Below are 19,938 nucleotides of genomic sequence, written 5' to 3'. Positions count from 1 at the left end.
TCCCGTCACTTCGAAAAGGGAACGCCTTGCGCACCTCACCCACGCGGTACGGCCGCCGTCGTGCCGCCGCCGGCTCCGGAATCACCGCCGTTCTCGCCGCGGCCGCCCTGCTCCTGCCGACCACGTCGGCCCACGCGGACACCGCCCCGTCCGCGGCCGACGAGATACCCGCCACCGACACCCCGGCCCTCGTCACGGGCCTCGACGAGGGCGTCGCCTCCGACGGCAGCGCGGCCGACGCCGCCCGCGGCCACCTCGCCGCCAAGCGTGACCGGTACCACATCGCGGACCCCGGGAAGGACCTCGTGGCCGCGGACACCGAGAGCGAGGGCGGCCGGGAGACCGTACGCCTCCAACAGCGCTACCAGGGCATTCCGGTCCTCGGTGGCGAGTACCTCGTCCGCATGGAGAAGAAGGCCGGCAAGCGGGCCGTCACCGGCACCTCCGGCCGCTACTTCACCCAGCTCGACCTGGGCACGGTGGAGCCCGCGGTCTCCGAGAAGACCGCGATCGACCGTGCGGTGGCCGCCGTCGCCGCGCAGCTCCGCACCGGCCCGCTGACGCGCCCGGCGCAGGCCGGCGAGCAGGCCGCCCCGCTCACCGGCACCGTCCAGGGCCTGACCGTCCTCCCCCAGGGCAAGGGCGTGCTCACCCGGCACATCACCGTCACCGGCGCCGGCCCGGTCGACGGACTGCCGGTGAAGCAGGAGGTGTTCGTCGACGCCCGCTCGGGCTTCCCCGTCATGCAGTACAGCTCGATCAAGACCTTCGGCGCGACGCCGGGTACGGCGGCCGGCACCGCCACGGACGGGACGGCCACCGCCGACGCGCCCACCGCGACCGCCCAACAGCTCGTCGTCAAGGGCACCGGCACCCGCTACAACGGTCAGAAGGCCGAGGTGAACCTGTACCAGGGCGCCGACGGCGTCTACCAGATGATCGACTACAGCAAGCGGCCCGCCTCCAGCCCCTTCAGCGGCGTCCTGCTGTCCACCTACGACGCCCGCGGCCGCGAGGCCTCCTCCGCGTCGGGCCGCTGGCCCAGCGGCATCCAGACCTTCCGCTCCGCCATGACCGACCTGGGCGAGGACTTCACGAACTCGGGCGCCGTCGACGCCCATTGGGGGGCCGGGAAGGTCTACGACTTCTACTTCTCGAAGTTCGGCCGGGACGGCCTCGACGGCAAGGCCGGCTTCGTCAACTCCCTCGTCGGCGTGGTCAGCAACGGCCGCCCCTTCAACAACGCCTTCTGGGACGGGGCCAAGATGGTGTACGGCCAGGGTGGCGGCGACTACCGCACCTTCTCCGCCGACACCGACGTCGTCGGCCACGAGATGACCCACGGAGTCATCGAGCACACCGCGAACCTCGTGTACGTCGGCCAGTCCGGCGCCATGAACGAGGCGATCGCCGACTACTTCGGCAACGCCATCGACGTCGAGGCCAACGGCCTCTCCATGGACGACCCCGACACGGCCCTCCTCGGCGAGGACCTGTGCACCACCATGGCGCCCCGCGACTGCGCGCTGCGCGACCTCGACGACGGCGCGACCACCCAGGACGACTTCATCGGCGTCACCTACCGCGGCGACAACGGCGGTGTCCACCTCAACTCCACCATCTTCTCCGGCGCGTTGTGGGACATCCGGCAGAACCTGGACGACGACTTCGCCGACGAGATCGTCTACCGCGCCCTGTCCGCCTACATGACCCCGCTCGACGGCTTCACCGACGGCCGTGAGGCGGTCCTCGCCGCCGCGCGGGAGCTGGGCGCGACGAAGGGCCAACTGGCGACTGTCAGCAAGGCGTTCGACGACCATGGTGTCGTCGAGGGCTGGGAGCGGGACCTCGGCGTCGACACGAAGACGCTGATGACCGGCGTCAACATCGCCGGCACCGGCGTCGGCGCCGGAAACGGCACGTACGCCGTCTCCCGTTCCAACGCCTCCGGCGAGGAGCCCTACTCGGTGTGGATCGGCCGCACCGACGGCAAGGGAACCCCGGAGCTGGTCAGCGGGAACACCGGCAACTACCAGGTGTACGCCGACACCGACGGAGAGACCGTCGTCTGGGCCGAGTACGGTTCCACGTCCATCGCCATCAAGGCCCGCGCGGTCTCCGGCGGCGTGGTCAGGACCGTCGCCCACGCCGGCATCAGCGCCGCCTCCCTCGCGGTCGACGGCGACGACATCGTCTTCACCGACTTCGACCCGAGGTTCGGCCTGGAGCACGTCGTGCACTTCGACATGAGGACGGGCGTCAGGACCGCCGTCGACCAGGGCCGCGCCGACCGTGCCACCGCCCTGCCCTCCGTCCGTGACGGGAAGATCGCCTACGCCAAGGTGTGGTCGCAGCCCGACGGCTACCACCTGGGCGCCGAGGTCTTCGACACCGCGACCGGCACCACTACCCTGATGCCCGGTGACACCGCCAAGACGATGGGAATCGGCCAGACCGCGATCACCGACGACGGCGTCTTCTGGCTGCGGGACGCCGACGTCACGGACGGCGGCAAGGCCTCCCTGGAGCGGGCCGGCGTCGACGGCTCGAACCCCGTCACCGTCCTGCCCGAGGCCATCGAGGCCCCGGTCTACGGCTACTCCCTGACCGCTTCCGACGACGCAGTCACCCTCACCTCGCTGCCGCCGGCCACGTCCTGGGCCAACGCCACCCTGCCCAAGCTGTACCAGGTGGCGCCCGACGGCAAGGGCGGCGTGAAGCGGGTCTCCTGCAACCGCGGCGACCAGGTCTACGCCGCCGCCGACACCGGCAAGCGGGTGGTCTGGCTGGACGGCACCACCGGCTCCACCGACCTGGTGATGCGCGACCGCCCGGCCGGAACCTGCTGATCCGGACCGGCGCCGGCGCGCGGTAGCCCGTAACCGAGAGGAAGAGCCCGGCGCTCCCCCAGGGGGTGCCGGGCCCTTCGGTGTGCGGCGCTTCGGGTGCGACCCTTCGGCGTGCCAGGACGTCAGGGACGGGTGGCTGCGATCTCCCGCTTGAGGATCTTGCCCGTGGCGCCCTTGGGCAGCGCGTCGAGGATCCAGACCACCCGGGGGTACTTGTACGCGGCGACCTGGCCGCGCACGAACTCCCGCAGCTCCTCGGGGGTCGCCTCGGCGCCGGGGCGCAGCGCGACCGCGGCGGCGACCTCCTCGCCGAGCACGTCGTCGGGCAGCCCGATCACGGCGGCCTCGGCGACGGCCGGGTGCTCGTACAGGACCTCCTCGATCTCCCGCGGGTAGACGTTGTAGCCGCCGCGGATCACGAGGTCCTTCTTGCGGTCGACGATGGAGTAGTAGCCGTCCTCGTCGACGCGGGCCAGGTCCCCCGTGTACAGCCAGCCGTCCTTCACCGTCTCGGCGGTGGCCTCCGGGCGGCCCCAGTACCCCTTCATGACGTTGTGTCCGCGCACGCACAGCTCGCCGACACCGTCGACGACGTCCGCAAGACGCAGCTCGACGCCCTCGATCGGCGTGCCGACCGTCCCGGCCTTGCGCGGGCGGTCCGGGTGGTTGAAGGAGGCGACGGGAGACGTCTCGGACATGCCGAAGCCCTCCAGGAGCAGGCAGTCGAAGGCCTTCTCGAAGCCGTGCAGGACCTCGACGGGCAGCGAGGCGCCGCCGGAGACGCACAGCCGCAGGGCGGAGACGTCGTACGCGTCGGGCTCCTGGACGTGCGTGCCGAGCAGGGCGGCGTACATCGTCGGCACACCCGCGAGCATGGTGACCCCGCGCTCCTGGATGGTCCGCAGCGCGAGCACGGGCTCGAAGCGGGGGAGCAGGGTGAGGCGGGCGCCGACGGTGACGGCGGTGTTCATCGCCACGACCAGGCCGAAGGTGTGGAACAGCGGCAGACAGCCCAGCATGTTGTCCGCCGGTGTGAGGTCGAACAGCGCCCGGGCGGCTATCTCGGAGTTGCGGCCGAGGTTGGTGTGGGTGAGCTCGGCGCCCTTGGGCAGGCCGGTGGTGCCGGAGGTGTAGAGGATGACGGCGGTGTCGTCGCCCGCGCCGACCGAGGTGGTGACGGGCTCGGTGTGGTCGGCGAGCAGCCCGGTGAGCGAGCCGGACCCGATCGGGACCACCGCGACCCGCGCTCCCGCGGCGGCGCGGCCCGCCTCCACCTCCTCGACGAGGGACTCGTGGGCGAACACCAGCACCGCGCCCGAGTCCCTGAGGTAGTGGGCGATCTCGCGCGCCTTCAGCAGCGGGTTCATCGGGACGACGACGGCGCCCGCGCGCAGCGCGCCGTAGAAGAGGGCCGGGAACTCCAGCAGGTTGGGCAGCATGAGGCCGACCCGGTCGCCGGGCACGACACCGCGGGCGGTCAGCAGCGCGGCCGTCCGTCCCGCGAGTTCGTCGAGCGCGGTGTAGGTCAGCGACGTGTCGCCGAGTTCGATCGCGATGCTCGGGCCGCACCGGGCCGCACTGCGGCCGAGGAGGTCGGAGAGGTTCATGAGGGTGTCCTTCTGAGGGCTGGACCGAAGGGAAGGGAGGGGCGGTCGACGTGTGTCAGCCGCGCAGTGCGGAGGCGAAGATGCCGGGCAGCTTCGCGAGGCCCGGGGCCGCGGTGAAGCGGGTGACCCGCTTCAGAGTGGTGGCACCGGTGCGGTTGGTGACGAAGTACGGTGGGCGCGGCGACAGCGAAGGCGAACCGGTGAACAGGCCACGGGGAGCGGGCGCGAAGGGCGCGCGCAGCACGGTCTTCTCGATGTCGTCGTCGGCCAGCATGAAGGCATTGTGGACGAAGCCGACGCCGCTGCCGATGGACTGACGGGTGTGGCCGGGGTGGGCTCCCCACGGGGTGTAGCCGAGCAGGAACCCGATCGCGGACCAGCAGTTGACGCCGACCGTGCCGTACCGCAGGCCCGCGACGGCCGCGTCGACCGCGGCGCGGTGCTCCTTCTCCGTCCTCGGGTGCACGAGGAGCGTCGCGCCGAGGGTGCCGGGGAGTCGGTCGTTGGCGAAGGCGACGGCCTCGCTGAGGAAGGCGTCCGGGGTGTCGCCGGGGAGCCGTACGACGCCCAGCGCGCTGCCGAACACCTCGTCGGTCAGCATCATGTCCCGGCCCTCCGCGCCGGAGACGTCGGAGACATCGGAGATGTCGGGGACCAGGAGCCGGCAGTCGCCCTCCCCGTGGGCCTCGGCCTCCGGGTGCGCCGTCCGCACGGCCGCCAGCCGCCGGTCCGCGCCCGGGTAGTAGTCGGTACGGGCGGGCAGTTCGCGCAGGACCCGCCGGATCTCGGCAAGCAGCCGCTCGGTGCCGTCCCAGTCGCGGGGGAGGACGAGGATCTGGCTGGCGACGCAGTTGTGGCCGGAGTTGTTCATCTTGCTGGTGACGATGTGCTCGGCCTGGAAGCGGAAGTCCGCCGCGCTCCAGGGCCCGGGCGCCACGACGCAGGGGCTGACGCCGCCCAGTTCGCTGCTGAACGGCTTGGTGTTCAGCGGGGTGTCCGCGCGGCGGCGCTCCTCGGCCTGCTCGTCCGTGCCCCAGACGATGGCGTCGTGGGTGCGCTCGCTGCCGGTGACGTGGATGCTGTCCACACCCTCGTGCGTGGTGAGGTGGGCGCCCTCCGCAGCGCCGCCGTCGACGAAGCGCACCCAGCCCCGCTGGACGAACTCGCCGAAGACCCGCTCGAAATGGGGGCGGAGGTAGGCGTTGACCGGGTTCATCTTCGCGAGGACGACCTGGCCGTCCACGTACAGCTTGTGCAGGATGTCGAGGGCGGTGATGGCGGCGACGTTGCCGGCGCCCAGGACGAGGGCGACGCCGGGGTCGACGGGCCGGCCTCGGTACGGGCCCGCCGCCCGCCTCCGTACCCCGTCCGCCGTCGTGCCGGGCCGGGTCCACACCTGGGCCGTGAACCCGTTGAGCAGCAGGCCGTCCCAGCCGCTGGCGGGGAAGACGTCGACGACCGCCCGGCCGTCCCGCTCCCGTACGGCCCCGGCCGCGACCGGCTCCTCGCCGGCCGCGATCCGGCGCAGCACCCGCAGATAGGCGCTCGTGGTCTGGGCCAGCGCCCACGGCGCGCCCGCCCAGTCCTCCGCCGCCCAGGAGGAGTCGGGGCCGTAGCCCTTGGCGCGGGCGCAGGCCGCGACCATGTCCTCGGCCCCGTCGGCGATCCGCGGCAGCAGCCGCTCCAGGAGCTCGACGCGCTCGGGGAGCGGCGTGGCCGTCCAGGTGCCGGCGTTCTCCCGTAGTTCGGCGACGGCGCGGTCCAGCGCCTCGATGTCGAGGATGAGTGAGGTCATGGTCGGGCTCCTTGGACGGCGGGCGCCGGTCGGCGTGGATCGGTGGGGGAGTACGGGGCGGATGTACGGGGGGGCGGGGCGGCCGGGCGCGTCAGGCGCCGGTGCGTGCCGCGTCGCGCGCCGGGTCGATCAGGGCGAAGGCGGCGACGGCGCCGAGCAGGAGCAGGACGGCGGACACCACGACGGCGTTCTGGTAGCCGGAGGCGCCCTGGCGGTCGACCATGCGGCCCACGACGGTCGGGGCGATCAGGCCCGCGGTGGTCACCACGGCGTTCATCGTGCCGAGGGCGCCGCCGCGACGGGTGGTCGGGGCGAGTTCGGCGACGGTGGTGATCGCGACGGTCGCGAAGGAGCCGCCGAGGCCGCAACCGGCGATGAGCAGCGCCGTCTTGGCCCCGGTGCCGTCGGCCGGGGGAACGGCGAGGAAGCACAGAGCGCCGAGGAACAGCAGACCCGCGCCGACGCGGCCGCGCGCCCACCGGCTCCCCACGCCGCGGCGCATCAGCCACCCGGTCAGCGCGGCCTGACCGAGCAGCACCACGGCGCCGAGCGCCCAGGGCAAGGCCACCAGCGTGCCGGCGGTCGCGGAGGAGTGGCCGAGGCCGCTCTTCAGGTAGGACGGCAGCCACACCAGCATCAGGGCCACGCACCAGTAGCTGGTGAAGTACGCGACGGTGGTGCCGATCCAGGTACGGCTGCCGAAGACACGCCGGTACGCGGGCCAGGCCCGGGACCGGGCGGGCGTGGCGGACCCGGTCGACGCGGCGGGCGCGGCCGTACCGCCGTCGCTGTCGCGGAACCGGCCGTCCGCGCCGACCAGGAGCCAGACCACGGCCCAGACCAGCCCCAGGCCCGCGACCACCCAGAGGGCGGATCGCCAGCCGTGGTTCTGGATGACCCAGGTCAGCCCCGGGGCAGCGGTGATCACGCCCAGCGTGACTCCGAGGGTGACCAGGGCTCCGGGCAGATTGCGGCGGTGGTCGGGGAACCAGGACAGCGCGGCCTGCTGGGCGACCGGGAACGCCGGCCCCTCGGCGGCGCCGAGCACCACCCGTGTGCCGATCAGGACGGCGAGCCCGCCACCGAGGGCGGCGGGCACCTGCGCCACCGACCAGAGCAGAGCCATGACCAGCAGAAGCCACTTCAGGGACACCCGGTCGGCCAGCAGGCCCACCACGACGGCGGCCGCCGAGAACAGCAGGAAGAACGCGCTGTTCGCCAGCCCGAAATCGGTCGCGGACAGACCCAGATCCGCCCGTATCTCGTCGGCCGCGAGACCGAACACGGCCTTGTCGGCGAAGTTGATCATCATGAAGACCACGAGCATGCCGGTGACGATCCAGGCGCGGACGCCGGGGTCGTGAGCTGCCTGCGTGGCCCGCGCGAGCGGTGTTACGGCCGAAGTGTCGGCGGCGGTCACGGGAACCTCCGGAGAAGAGGGGCGGCGCGTGCGGATGTGCGGGTGCCGCGCCGGGGAGGGGAGAGAGCGGGCGGAGGGGGACGACGGGGAGAGCGGACGGGCCGCTCGGACCGCCGCACGCCCGGTCGTTGCCGGGCGAGCGGCAGGGTCCGCCGGTCGGAACGCGGACCCGTCGGACGGGTGGGCGCTCCGCCGGTCAGGACGACGGCCCGCCGGTCAGGAGAGTGGCACCCCGGCGACGGCGATGCGCTCCATGACGCGGCGCTGCGGGTAGTAGTCGCTGATCGCGTAGTGCTGGACGGCGATGTTGTCCCAGATCGCGATGGAGTCCGGCTGCCAGCGGAAGCGCACCTGGTACTCGGGGATACGGGCCTGGAGGACGAGCGCGTCGAGCAGTTCGCGGTTCTCCTCGTCCGACAGGCCGACGATGCGTATGGTGAAGGGCTCGTTGACGTAGAGCAGCTTGCGACCGGTCTGCGGGTGGCGGACGACGACCGGGTGCTCGACGGGCGGCAGGGACTGCCGGAAGTGGGCGATCTGCTCCTCGGTCATGACGGAGCCCCAGCTGGGCACCCAGTCGTGGACGGCGGTGAGGCCCTCGACGCGCGCCCTCATCTCCTCGGAGAGGTTGTCGTACGCGGCGCCCATGTCCGCCCACATCGTGTCGCCGCCGGCGGGCGGCACCTCGACCGCGCGCAGGACGGAGCCCAGGGCGGGGGCGGCCATGAAGGAGTGGTCGCTGTGCCAGATGTTCTCCTGGCCGACGGCCATCGCGTCCTTGGCCAGCCGGGAGACGCCGACGGTCTCGCTCTTGGGGAAGAAGGGGTTCGCCTCGGGCACGCCCCAGACGCCCGCGAGGGCGAGGTGGTGCTGGGGGGTGAAGTCGTGCTGGTCGCGGAAGAAGATCACCTTCCACTCCAGCAGGGCCAGCCGGAGTTCGGCGGCGAGCTCCTCGCCGATCCGCCCGGTGAGGGCCACCCCGCTGATCTCAGCGCCGATGTGAGGGGTGAGCGGCGAGACGTCGAGGAGCCGGTACTCGGCGGGGGGCATGTCCGGAGCCGTGCGCTCCAGAACACGCCGCCCATAGTGCAGCAGGGGCTTGTCGAGGACGGGCTGGGGGGTGGTGGCGGGCGTGGCCATGGAGTACCTCCGCAGTGACGACATTGACGACTGTGACGACCGGGAATTCGTTACCGGGAGTATCGATATTGGGCCGCGTGAGGGCAAGGGGTTCGCGCCTATCGATTTCGGCGCCCCCTGGGGAGACTGTTTTCGGTCAGTCCCGCGCGGACACGGCGCGCGAGACGAGGTCGACCACCGTGTCCACCAGCGTGGCGTCGGGTGGTTCCATCTCTCCGACCAGCCGGAACACGAGCGGAGCGGCCACCATCGTGGCCACCGCGCGGACGTCGATGTCCGGTCGTACGTCGCCGCGGGCGACCCCCCGCTCCAGGATGTGCCGGGTCTCGCTCATGACGCGGGCGGAGTAGTCCCCGTAAGCGCCGCGCACGGCGCCGGCCTCGGCCGCCGCCCCGATGACGCCGGCCATCAGCCGGTCGACCCCCGGGGCCCGGTACGCCTCCAGCCGGGTTTCGAGCACGACCCTCAGCTCGGCGCGGAAGTCCCCGAGATCAGGGACGGACAGCGGGCCGACGCGGGACTCGGCGGCGGCGATCAGCAGATCCTGTTTCGTGGGCCAGCGCCGGTAGATGGACGGCTTGCTGACCTCCGCCCGCAGGGCCACGGCGTCCATGGTGACGGCGCCCAGGCCCTTCTCCGTCACCAGGGCGACGACCGCGTCGAGCACGGCGCGATCGACCCGCTCCTCGCGCGGCCGTCCCGGCCCCCGCCCCTCTTCCCGCACCCGCTTCCCGACCATGCGTCGAGCCTACGGGCTGGCCGGCCCTCTATCTCCCGGTGGTAGGTGGTGGCGGTGTACGTGACTCCGGGGATGGATCCGCCGTCGACGCGAACGCCGATCACGATGCGGTAGCGGCACGCCTCGGCCAGGACGACGGGTCCAGGTCTTTTCGTCCCCCGCGCGCTTGGAGGTAGGCAGTCCAGTCGGTGGCGGCGCGACGGCGCCACTGGACGGCCGTGATCGGGTGTGTTCCGGATGCCTCGTTCCTTCGGGTGGGGGCGACGGATTCGCCCCGGGCCCCACGACCTCAGGGCCCCTCGACCTGCGGCTGTGGGCTGAGATGGCGTACAGCATCGTGGGCCCGCGGCCGTCATGTGGGAGTCCTGCCGAGATCAGCCCTCCAGTCCGTGGAGGCCCCAGACGTGGAGGACGTCACGGGTCTCGGACAGCGTCGACCAGGCGCCGCTTCCCAGCGCGGTCGGCTCGCCGGAGACCGGCGTGGGGTAGTCGATCGGCGTGAAACCGCGCGTTCCCGTCGTGTCCACCAGCCAGTGCCGGCCCTGCCCCCACTCCTCGTCGCACTCGACAGTCGAGGCGACAAGGGTCGTCTCGTCGAGGAAGCCGCCGGCCCAGTCCCAGCAGACGTCCAGTTCGTCCTCGTCCTCGTCCTCGGCGGCGTCAGAGTCCGTGGCGGTGGGAGCACCAGGGTGGCGGGGAATCGCTGCCTCGGCGTTCCAGTCCAGCGCCTCGACGACGGCGCCGCGTGAGTCTCGTACGGCGAGGGAGTCCTGGTCGTGGGAGACGGTCATGAGCCGGTCGCCCGACGGGCTGAGGCTCAGCAGGCACAGATCGCCGTCCAGGCAGTCCACGGTCAGTTCCCTCCCGTCCCAGCGGCCCCATCGCAGGGGTGCGCCGTCCTGGCCTTCGCCGATGCTCAGCCCCATCTGGTGAGGATCGGTCGGGTGGGGAAGGTGAACGCTGCCGGCGGCTGCCGCTTCGGCGTCGGCCCGCGCGAGCACGCGACCGTTCTCGGCGTCGATGACCAGCCACTCGTCGGCCGTGCCGGGGCTCAGCTCGCCCTCGGACAACGGGCCGCGTACGTGCGCCCAGACGAGCCTGCCGTCCGCCGAGAAACCGACCGAGCCGCTCTCGGGATACCGATGGTCCTGCCGATCCGCGTACGCGTCGTACGCCTCGTGCATCTCGCGGCACGCGCCGTACCAGCACCCGTGGCGGACCTCCCAACGCGTCGCTCCCGACGGATCCACCGCGCGCACGGCATGGACCCCGGCGAAGACGGCCAGACTCGCGTCCGGCGCCACTTCCCACGTTCCGCGACTCCGGGGCCAGGGCGCGGGGAAGCGAACACTCGCCCCAGCGCGTGCGACGAAGGCGTCGTCCAGGGGCTGGGCCACGATCTCGTCGTCGCTCCGCTGGACGAGCCACCTGCGCCCGGGCAGCCCCGTGATCTCCGGCGGACCGGCCTGCGACGAGGGCATGAGAGCGGGGACGGTGGCACGGAGCCGAGCATGAACGGACAAGCGGATCTCCCGGGGCAGTCGAACTCGGGGAAGAGTACGACGGGCCTCGGCTATCGGCCGCGAAGGGGGGTGCGGTCGGCGGTCGGCCTCACGGCGCCGAGCGGCCGCGGCACCCGTGGCACGCGGGGTGACGGCTGATCAGGTGGGGCCGCCGTCTTCGCGGCAGCCCTCGTGATCGGTGAGGGGACCTTCGTGTTCCGTCGACAGCTGAGGGTCTACGGCCTCAGTGAGCCGCGGCGGGCCCCCTCCAGGCGTGCGCCGTCCAGGATCGTGCCCGCCGTCCTGGCCGCGACCATCACGGCGTCCGACAGGTCCGCGTCCGAGAAGTCCGCGTCGCCGAGTTCGGCCGCGACGAACTTCACCCGGCGCAGGGAGGCGCCGGACAGCCGGGTGCCGACGAGGCGGGCGCGGGAGAACACGGCGTCGTCCGCGTTCGCGCCGCTGAGGTCGGCCCCGCTGAGGTCGCAGAGCCCGGCGTTCACGCGGGTGAGGGTCGCGTTCACCAGCGTGGCCTCGCGCAGGTCGGTGCCCGTCAGGAACGCGTCGGTGAGGTCGCAGCCGCTCATGTCGCATCCCTGCAGGTCGGCGTAGCTGAGGATGACGTCCTTCAGGTCCAGGCCGCCGAGGCCCACACCGGCGAGCGGAATGCCGGCCAGATCGTTCTCGGTGCCCCAGGGCAGGGTCCATTCGCGCACGAGCGCGCGCCAGTCGCCACCGCCGGCGAGGGCGGCGCGGATGCCGTCGAGGGCGGGGGCGTTCTCCGGGCGGGCCCACCGCTCGCGTACCTCGGTGGCGTGGCTGTTCTCGTCGGTCATGGGCGCACTGTTCCGTTTCTGGGGTCGGTCATGGCTGCTGCTTGATCTGGTGCAGGAAGCCTTTCACACGGTCCAGGTGGTAGACGGTCTCGTCGTGCTTCTTGAGGAGCACTTCGAGCCCGCGCTCGGTCATGCCGTCCGGTAGCTTCTCCATCTCCTTCCACAGGGCCTTGCGGACGTTCTCCAGTCCGTTCGCGGCCTGTGTGAGGTCCTGGACGTGGTCGAAGGGGGTGCCGTCCGGCTTGCGGGCCACCACCTCGCCGCCCGCCTCGCGCCGCGCCGCCGAGTAGTGGTTGTGGTTGGGCTCGGAGTTGATGCGGCCGATCGGGTCGGCCTTGATGTTCTCCAGCTTCTGGATGGCGTTCATCGCCTCGTCGCTGAGTCCGAGCCCGCGGTAGGGGGAGAGGCCGAGCGGGTCGGACCAGGTGACCGGGTTGTGGACGTAGGAGGCCGGGTTGGGGGCGGGGAGGAGCCCCAGCGGGTCGGGAGTGAGGTAGCGGGCGGTCTCCGGGTCGTACTGCCGGAAGTAGTTGTGGTGGAGACCGGTCTCGGGGTCGAAGTACTGACCGGGGAACCGGAGCGGGGTGTAGGCGGTGGCGCCGCTGTTCCACGTGGTGGTGCCCCAGAGCGTGGCGCGGCTGTGCCAGGCCACCCGGCCGGTCTCGTCGACGAGTTCGGTGGGGGTGCCGACGAGGTCGGTGGCGATGGCGAAGAAGCGCTCGTCGACGGCCTCCTGGGAGGCGTCGGCGCCGAGGACGCGTTCGGTCTGGGCCAGCGGCTTGGCGTGCCGGTGGTCCCAGGTGAGGGCGACGGGGCGGGGCAGCTCGGGTGCGGTCGTCACCTGTTCGCACAGGGTCGGGCCGTCCCAGGTGAACAGGGTCTCCTCGACCACCGTCTCGCCGTCGTCGGCGAGCCGCTGCTTCGCGGTGCGTCGGCCGAGCGGGTCGTACCGGTAGCGCCAGCGCGTCCCGTCGGGCGTGGTGACGGCGGTGAGGCGGCTCTCGGCGTCCCAGGTGAACCGCCAGGTGTCCGCCTTTCCGGAGAGCGTGACCCGGCGGCGCAGGGTGATCCGGCCGCCGGCGTCGTGCTCGTACCGGACCGCTCCGGCGCGGGTGAGGGTGGTTCCGGTGTAGCTGCGGGGGCCCGTGGCGTCCTGGCCGGGGTGGCCGCCGGGCCAGGACGCGGAGGTCTGGTTGCCGGAGGCGTCGTAGGCGTACGACTCCTTCCAGCCCTCGGCGGTGACGGTGGTGACGCGGCCGGTGGTGTCGAGGCCGTAGCGGAAGGAGCCGCGCAGGGCGTCGTCGAGCGCGGTGAGGTGGCCGTCGGCGCGATAGGTGTAGGCGCGGCGGTTGACGGTGCGGCCGCCCGCGGTCAGGTGCTGGCCGGCCGGCCGGCCGTACTCGTCCCAGGACGTGGTGAGTGCGAGGGTGTCGCCGAAGGCGCGGCGGAGTTCCCGTCCGGCCGTGTCGTGGGCGAAGGAGATCCGCCGGGTGCCGCTGGTGAGCCGGGCGAGCCGGCCCGTGGCGTCGTAGGCGTAGCTGGTGACGTGTCCGGTGGGGGTGATGCGGCGGGAGAGGCGTCCGGTGTCGTCGTAGGTGTAGGTGAGCGGGCGGCCGTCGACGAGTTCTGTCGTGAGTTCGCCGCGGCGGTCGTACTGCCGGACGAGTTCGCTGTCGGGGCCCTCGGCGCGGACCATCCGGCCGGCGGCGTCGTACGCGTAGGAGGTGGCGGCTCCCGCCGCGTCCTTGCGGACGACCCGGTCGAGCGCGTCCCGCTCGTAGCGGACGGTCTGGCCGGTGGGGGTGGTGCGGGCGGTGACCTGCCCGACCGCGTTCAGTTCGTAGGAGACGGTCCGCCCGTCGAAGTCGGTCTCGGCGACCGTGCGGCCGGCCCGGTCGTACGTGTAGTCCCAGGTCAGCCCCTGGGGGTCGGTGACCCGGGTGAGGCGGAGGGCCGCGTCGTGCTCGAAGGCGTGGCGCGCGCCGTCCGGGCCGGTGCGGGCGGCGAGCAGGTCGAAGTGGGTGTACTCGAAGCGGGTCGTGAAGCCGTTCGGATCGGTGTACGCGGTGCAGTTGCCCTCACCGTCGTAGGCCCATGCCTCGACGGTCCCGTCCGTGCGGACGCGCCGGGCGAGTTCGCCGTCCTCGGTCCACTCCAGGGTGGTGACGGCGCCCTGCGGGTCGGTGACGCGGACGAGCCGGCCGTGGGCGTCGCGCTCGCACCGCGTGGTGCCGCCGAGGGGGTCGCCGACCTCGAGGGGGAGCCCGGCGGGGTCGCAGCGGAAGGTGGTGACGGCGCCTGAGGGGTCGGTGGTGGTGGCGAGGTGGCCCCGGTCGTCGTAGGTGTAGCGGGTGGTGCGGCCGGCGGGGTCCGTGACGGCGGTGAGGTTGCCGAGGTCGTCGAACTCCTGGCGGGTCCGCCCCCCGTCGGCGTCGGTGAACTCCACGGGCAGGCCCCGGTCGTCACGGACGGTGGAGAGCCGGCTGCCGTCGGCCCGGAGGACCGTGAGCAGCCGGCCCTCGTCGTCGTACGAGAAGGCGGTCGTCCGGCCGAGGGCGTCGGTGCGGGTGAGGAGGTTCCCGCGGGCGTCGTGGCCGAGCCGGGTGGTGTGGCCGAGCGGGTCGACGGTGGCGAGGACGTGGCAGGCGCCGTCGATCAGATGGCGGGTGACCCGTCCGTCGGCGGTGGTGAGAGTGGTGGTGCGGTGGCCGGTGGCCGGATCGGGGTGGCCGTAGGCGAGGGTGAGCTGGACATGGCCGTCCTCGCCGCCCTCGCCGATGACCCGGTCGTGCTCGTCGTAGGCGTAGTCGTAGCGGCTGCCGTTGGAGTCGGTCCAGGTGATCACCCGGTGCCGGTCGTCGTAGGCGAGGGCGAGGGTGGCGCCGGAGGGCCTGGTGACCGCGGTCAGGTCGCCGTCGGTGTGGCCGTAGCGGACGAGTTCCTGTCCGGTGCCGTCGGGAAGGCGCAGGGCGAGGCGCGTCACCCGGCCGTTCTCGGCCGTGACGTCGACGTGGTAGCCCGCCGTGTGGACGAGGGCGAGCGGGGTTCCGTCCTCGGTACGGTCGACGGTGACGGCGTGGCCGTTGCGGTCCACCGTCCGTACGAGCCATGCCTCTCCGTCGCCGCCCGGTTCGGTGCCGACGGGCGCGGCGAAGTGCCGGGTCAGACCGGTGTCCGGATCGGTGAGCGTGTAGTCGCCGGACTCGTCGCGGGCGAGCGGCCGGCGGCCGGTGCCGGACTCGGGGAGCGTGGGGAGGCCGGGCACGGGGTGCGGGTAGGGGAGCAGGAGGCCGTCGTCCGTGACGTGGACGACCCCCTGCGCGTCGATCTCCAGGTGCTCGTCGACGGTGGAGGACCACGAGGGGCCGAAGAAGCGTCCGGCGGTGTAGCCGGACTCGACGCGTCGGGTGAAGGTGAGCGGGAGGGTGCCGGGGAGGGAGACGTCGGTCTGGGGCAGGAACATCCGGCCCGAGGCGAGGTCCACCGGGTCGGTCTCGTCGACGAGTCGGTGGGCGTCGGGGCGGTTGTGGGTGCCGTTCGGCGATCCGTCGATCAGGCGGCGGGCGCGGTTGGCGTCGGACGCCAGGTCCGCTCCCTCGGCCGCGACCCGGACGCCCTTGACGGCCGCGCCACCGCCGGCGGTGGCGGCGGTGAGCAGCAGGTCGGGGACGAGGCGGCCGAAGCCTTCCGCCGGGTCCTTCATGAAGTTGTCGATCATCTGCTTGCCCGTGCCCCACGGGTCGTTGGCCATGAGGACGAGGCCGGAGGCGAGGCTGTTGAGCTGGGTGAGGTATTCGGCGGGGTGGGTGATGTTGTACGGGTCGGTGGGGTTGACACTCCGGACGAAACTGAGCAGCCCTGCCGTGCCCTTGACGATGCCGCCGCCGAAGTGGGCCTGCATCACCTGGAGTTCTTCGAGCCCGTCCATGGCCTGGTCGGCGTACGAGGGTTTGGGCGGGGCCGCGTCCCGGGCGGCCCGGACGGCGGTGCGGGCTGTCTCGGCGGCGGCGTTGCGCTGCTTGCGGGCCTCGGCGAGGATCTCCTGCGCCTCCTGCATGCCCGCCTTGCCGGGGTCGGTGAAGGCGCCCGGCTTGGGCGGCAGGGAGGCCGGGTTCCGTTTGTCGGCGGGCTGGGCGTTGTAGCCGTCGACGGCCTTGTTGTAGTCGTCGACGCTCTTGTTGTGCGCGTCGGCCGCGTCGGCGGATGCCTTGGTGCCCGCCTTCCACTTGTCGATGGCTGTCTGGGCCTGTCCCTGGGCCCACTCGACGGTGAGGCCGAAGCTCGCCAAGGCGTCGGCGGCCTTGCCGAAGGCGTCCGCGCCCTTGAACCACTTGGGCGGTTCGACCGCGACCTTCTCCCGGAACGCGTCGGCGGCCTCGCCCTTCACGGCGGATGAGTCGAGGCCCTTCAGTCCCTGGCCGACCTTCTCGAAAGAGGCCTGGAGGTCCCGCAGATGGGAGGCGGTGTCCCGCAGCTTGGAGGGACTGCCGTAGATCAGTTTGGTCTTGTCCTCGGTCTGCCCGAGGTCCATCTCGTCGACCTCGGCGCCCATCCGGTTCGCCAGTGAACGCGACTGCTCGCGCACCCAGTCGGCGCCGGACTCCCAGCCGACGTCGTCCAGCCGGTCCGCGGTCCAGTTCCCGGCGTCCTCGACCCGGTTGCCGGCCCACTCGACGCCGTCCTCGACCGCGTCCTCGACGACATCCGGAGTGATGTCGCTGATGAAGTCCCCGATACCCACGGTCAGTTCCCCCCGGTGTCCTGCTGCTGCGCCCGCTCTTCAGGGGACGGGCCGAACGTCTCGTCCACGGCACGGTCGAAGTCGCCCTGGTCCACCCCGAGGAGTTCGTTGAGGATCCGCGCCCGGCTCCCGCCCTGGCCCTCCGTGAGGACCGCCCGCCCGGTGTCCTTCCAGGTCTGGGCGGCCTCGTCCCCGGCGTGCTGGAAGGACTCGGGACTCCAGTCGGGGTTCAGGTAGTCCGGGGTGAACACGTCACCCCAGTCCTGCTTGACGATGTCGGCCTCGGAGGCGTGCGGGTTGCCCACGGCGGAGTTCACGGCGATCTTGAAGGTGCCCTGGAGGTACTGGTCCTCCTCCCAGACGAGTCCGGCGGCGAGGCCCAGCGTCGCGGCGAGGGTGTTGGCGTCCTGGATCTGCGCCCGTACGCCCCATTCCCAGCGCTCGCAGTAGTCCTCGAAGTCCACCGAGAGACCGTGGTGCCCGGCTTCCATGCCGGTCATCGAGAGGTCGGAGAAGCCCTTGCCGAGCACGGCCCCCGTGCCCGTGCCGATGTCCCGGAGTTCGGCGGTGGCCGCGCGGATCCCCTCGGTGATCTTCTTGATGCTCTCCGCGTCGAACCGCAGGTTCTCCTGCCCGCCCCCGCTCATCGGGCGTCACCGCCGGCGGCCGGCCCCGAGGCCGCGGCCGGCCCGTCGGGCGGAGAGGGCGCCGGCCCGTCGGTCGGGACGTCGATCGCCACGTCGTCGGGCACGATGCCCCGGACCGGCGGGAAGGCCATCGCCCCCTCCGGATCGGCGATGTCGACTGCCACCCCGGCGGGGACGCCCAGGGCGGGGACGATCTCGTCGAGCAGCCGCGCCCCGCGCAGCTCCGCGAACTCCCACGCACCGCCCGCCTCGCGCCCGGTGTCCCCGCCGGCCGCGTCCCGGGCCCGGGCGAACCGGGCGAGCGCCGCCTCGTCGGTGAAGGCGCAGATCCAGCGCACCCCGCCGAACTCCGCCGTCCACAGACCCCCGGAGTCCACCGGGACGAGGACGAGGGCACGCCGCAGCTCCCCCACCAGCTCCCTGGGGTCACCTGGCCCGGACCGCCGCTCGGCGATCCGTTCCGCAAGTACCGTCGCTCCGCCCACCGACCCGCCTCCCCGCCGTCGTACCGGGGGCCTCCCCCGTTTCTCGGGTGTACACGCCTGCCCTCCCCGCACGGTTCCCCGGATCGACGGTACGAGCGCTCGCCCGTCGGGATCCGGTTCAGGATCCCGGTGAGGACGCCTGCCCACCGAACCGGATCCGGTGGGGACACGTGCCCCCCCCGCACACGAGGAGCCCCGACGGTACCGAAGCAGCCGCCCACCGGGACGCCGGTTGTCGTCGTCGCCGCCGTTGAGGGGCCTTCCGCCTGCCGAATACCGGGGCGGACCCGCCAGGAAGTCGCCATCACCGGTACACGGGCCTACGGTTGACGAACCGGGGCTCCCCCGTCGCGTCGAGCCGGATCACCTGCCGCCGCGCGTATCGCAGGGTCGCCGTCACCGGGGGAAGCCTCGTGATCACCCCGGGCCCGGACGGCCAGGGACCGACCGTCGACGTCGTCGTCGCTTCCGGTGCCGCCTTCAACCACACGCTCGGCGACGCGGGCTGGGACTGGCTGGTGACCCTCGACGTCCGGTCCGACCAGCTCTGGAACGCGACCCACTCACCCGGCTCCGCGCCGGTCCCTCCGGCCGGCACCGCGACGATCACCGCCACCCGCCAGGGGGAGCTGACCGGCGGCCCCGCCGAAGGCCCGCACGTCTCCACGCACGGCATCGCCATGGGAGTCGCCGTGACGCCCGACGCGCCCGTCGTCGCCACCCCCGGCAGCGGCGCCTACGCGGGAGCCCTGGACATCGACCTCGGCTTCGTGCAGGTCCAGGTCTTCGGCCCGCTGCAACTACCCGTCGACGGGCGGCAGTTGTCCTTCCTCGTCCTGCTCGGGGCGGAGTTCGGCCATCCCGGAATCCAGCTGGGCTTCGGCTTCGCCCCGGACGCGGTCGGCGGCCTGGTCGGCCTCAGCCGACGCGTGGACGAGAACCGGCTGCGCGACCTCGTCCTCGCGGGGAACGCCGACCGGATCCTCTTCCCCGGCAACGTCGTCGCACGCGCCGAGGAGATCGCCGGCTCCCCGTCGGGTTCGGCGCCCGACGCTCGCAGAGGAGCGGCCATCACGCGGCCGCTCCTCTGCCAGGTGCATCAGCGCCTACGCCGACGACGACCAGCGGTCTCGTCTTCGTCCTCCGCGTCCTCGTCCTCGTGCCCCTGATCGTCCTCCCCGCCCTCTTCGTCCTCCCCGCCCTCCTCGTACTCGTCCTCGGCCTCAGGTTCCTCCTCCTCGTCGAAGTCGTCCTCGTCCTCGTCCTCGTCCTCGTACCCCTCCTCAGGCTCCTGCCCTTCCTCGTAGTCGCCGTCCTCCTCCTCGGACTCCCCGCCTTCCTTCTCCGCTTCCTCCTCCTCGAGGGCTTCTTCGTGCGTGCGGACCACTTCGCCGTCGCGGATCTCTCCGCGCCACCCATCCGGCTCGTCGTCGGTGAGAGTGACGAAGCGGCGGAAGTGCTTCGCGTCCAGCCGAAGACGGCGGCCCTGGGCGCGCCAGAGATTGCCCGTCTTCTCGAACAGGCCCGAGGGGTAGTACTCGACGGTGAGAAGGATCCGGGTAAGGGACGGGCCCAGCTCGTGGAAGCTGACGCAGCCTCGTGTCGAGCCCTTGGCTCCCTCGGAGGTCCAGACGATGTGGTCGTCGGGAACCTGCTCCTGGACGGTCGCCTTCCAACTGCGTGTCGAGGGACCTACCTTGACCTTCCAGTCACTGGATACCTCGTCGCCCTGCGAGACGTGTCGCACTCCCTTGGTGAACCCGCTGAAGTCCTCGTACTGGGTCCAGTGGTCGTAGACCCGGCGGAGAGGGGCGCCCACGTCGATCGTCTCGACGATGCTGGTCATCTTCTGGGTGCCGCTCTTGCGCTTGCCCTTGCCCGAGCCACCGAACAGGTTCGACGCGGCATCGGTGACCTTGTCCTTCAGGCCGCCGAACGTGCTGCCCAGCATCGCCTTGGCAGGCGAGTCACCCTTGAGCATGCGGCCGCCGATGTCGGTGAGTTTCCCGCCGTTCTCCGCCACGTCGGTCAGCTGGTCGGTGATGTCGCCGACCTTGTCCGTTGCCTTGTCAGCCAGTTGGCCGACCTGGGCCGAGAGGAAGCCGCCCAGTTCGCCAAGCAGTCGGTCCATCCCGGAGCCGGATTCCTTCTCCTGGCTACGGTCTTCCGTTGCCATG

13 protein-coding genes are annotated in these 19,938 nt (G+C 72.2%); 2 read left to right on the top strand and 11 right to left on the bottom strand.

Going from position 1 to position 19,938, the window contains the following annotated elements; genetic code table 11:
• Positions 1-26 precede the first annotated feature (26 nt).
• Positions 27-2,849, top strand: coding sequence for a M4 family metallopeptidase (locus ACZ4XX_RS08540; RefSeq protein ID WP_468507184.1), 2,823 nt, complete (start codon positions 27-29; stop codon positions 2,847-2,849).
• A 122-nt stretch (positions 2,850-2,971) separates the two neighbouring features.
• On the opposite strand, the gene ACZ4XX_RS08535 is transcribed toward ACZ4XX_RS08540, so the two are convergent.
• From ACZ4XX_RS08535 to ACZ4XX_RS08490, 10 genes are all read right to left on the bottom strand, one after another.
• Positions 2,972-4,456: a long-chain-fatty-acid--CoA ligase gene (locus ACZ4XX_RS08535; protein WP_468507183.1), complete on the bottom strand. Its 1,485-nt coding sequence runs from the start codon at positions 4,454-4,456 to the stop codon at positions 2,972-2,974.
• 55 nt (positions 4,457-4,511) lie between these two features.
• Positions 4,512-6,251 (bottom strand): aldehyde dehydrogenase family protein, encoded by a 1,740-nt coding sequence (locus tag ACZ4XX_RS08530; protein WP_468507182.1) that lies wholly within the window; start codon positions 6,249-6,251, stop codon positions 4,512-4,514.
• Between the two features lie 91 nt (positions 6,252-6,342).
• Positions 6,343-7,671: an MFS transporter gene (locus ACZ4XX_RS08525; RefSeq protein ID WP_468507181.1), complete on the bottom strand. Its 1,329-nt coding sequence runs from the start codon at positions 7,669-7,671 to the stop codon at positions 6,343-6,345.
• Between the two features lie 216 nt (positions 7,672-7,887).
• On the bottom strand, positions 7,888-8,811 hold the full coding sequence (locus tag ACZ4XX_RS08520) for a TauD/TfdA dioxygenase family protein (protein WP_468507180.1): 924 nt from the start codon (positions 8,809-8,811) through the stop codon (positions 7,888-7,890).
• Positions 8,812-8,947: 136 nt separating this feature from the next.
• Complete coding sequence (locus ACZ4XX_RS08515; RefSeq protein WP_468507179.1) at positions 8,948-9,550, bottom strand: TetR/AcrR family transcriptional regulator; 603 nt, start codon at positions 9,548-9,550, stop codon at positions 8,948-8,950.
• Positions 9,551-9,924: 374 nt separating this feature from the next.
• Positions 9,925-11,073 (bottom strand): hypothetical protein, encoded by a 1,149-nt coding sequence (locus ACZ4XX_RS08510; protein WP_468507178.1) that lies wholly within the window; start codon positions 11,071-11,073, stop codon positions 9,925-9,927.
• Between the two features lie 215 nt (positions 11,074-11,288).
• On the bottom strand, positions 11,289-11,888 hold the full coding sequence (locus ACZ4XX_RS08505) for a pentapeptide repeat-containing protein (RefSeq protein ID WP_468507177.1): 600 nt from the start codon (positions 11,886-11,888) through the stop codon (positions 11,289-11,291).
• Positions 11,889-11,916: 28 nt separating this feature from the next.
• On the bottom strand, positions 11,917-16,629 hold the full coding sequence (locus ACZ4XX_RS08500; RefSeq protein ID WP_468507176.1) for a putative T7SS-secreted protein: 4,713 nt from the start codon (positions 16,627-16,629) through the stop codon (positions 11,917-11,919).
• Positions 16,630-16,631: 2 nt separating this feature from the next.
• Positions 16,632-17,276, bottom strand: a complete 645-nt coding sequence (locus ACZ4XX_RS08495; RefSeq protein WP_468507175.1) for a hypothetical protein — start codon at positions 17,274-17,276, stop codon at positions 16,632-16,634.
• Positions 17,273-17,761, bottom strand: a complete 489-nt coding sequence (locus tag ACZ4XX_RS08490; RefSeq protein ID WP_468507174.1) for a hypothetical protein — start codon at positions 17,759-17,761, stop codon at positions 17,273-17,275. The genes ACZ4XX_RS08495 and ACZ4XX_RS08490 overlap by 4 nt, the downstream gene beginning before the upstream one ends.
• A gap of 413 nt (positions 17,762-18,174) precedes the next feature.
• Between ACZ4XX_RS08490 and ACZ4XX_RS08485 the strand changes: the two genes are divergently transcribed.
• Positions 18,175-18,930, top strand: a complete 756-nt coding sequence (locus tag ACZ4XX_RS08485; protein WP_468507173.1) for a DUF6603 domain-containing protein — start codon at positions 18,175-18,177, stop codon at positions 18,928-18,930.
• On the opposite strand, the gene ACZ4XX_RS08480 is transcribed toward ACZ4XX_RS08485, so the two are convergent.
• Entirely contained in the window at positions 18,861-19,937 is a 1,077-nt protein-coding gene (locus ACZ4XX_RS08480; RefSeq protein WP_468507172.1) for an SRPBCC family protein, read from the bottom strand. The two genes, ACZ4XX_RS08485 and ACZ4XX_RS08480, sit on opposite strands and share 70 nt — an antisense overlap.
• Position 19,938: the final 1 nt, after the last annotated feature.

This window comes from Streptomyces sp. NPDC029956, from assembly GCF_055574655.1.
The sequence above is the reverse complement of the archived record's forward strand: the minus strand, read 5'-3'. Positions and strand labels throughout refer to the sequence as shown.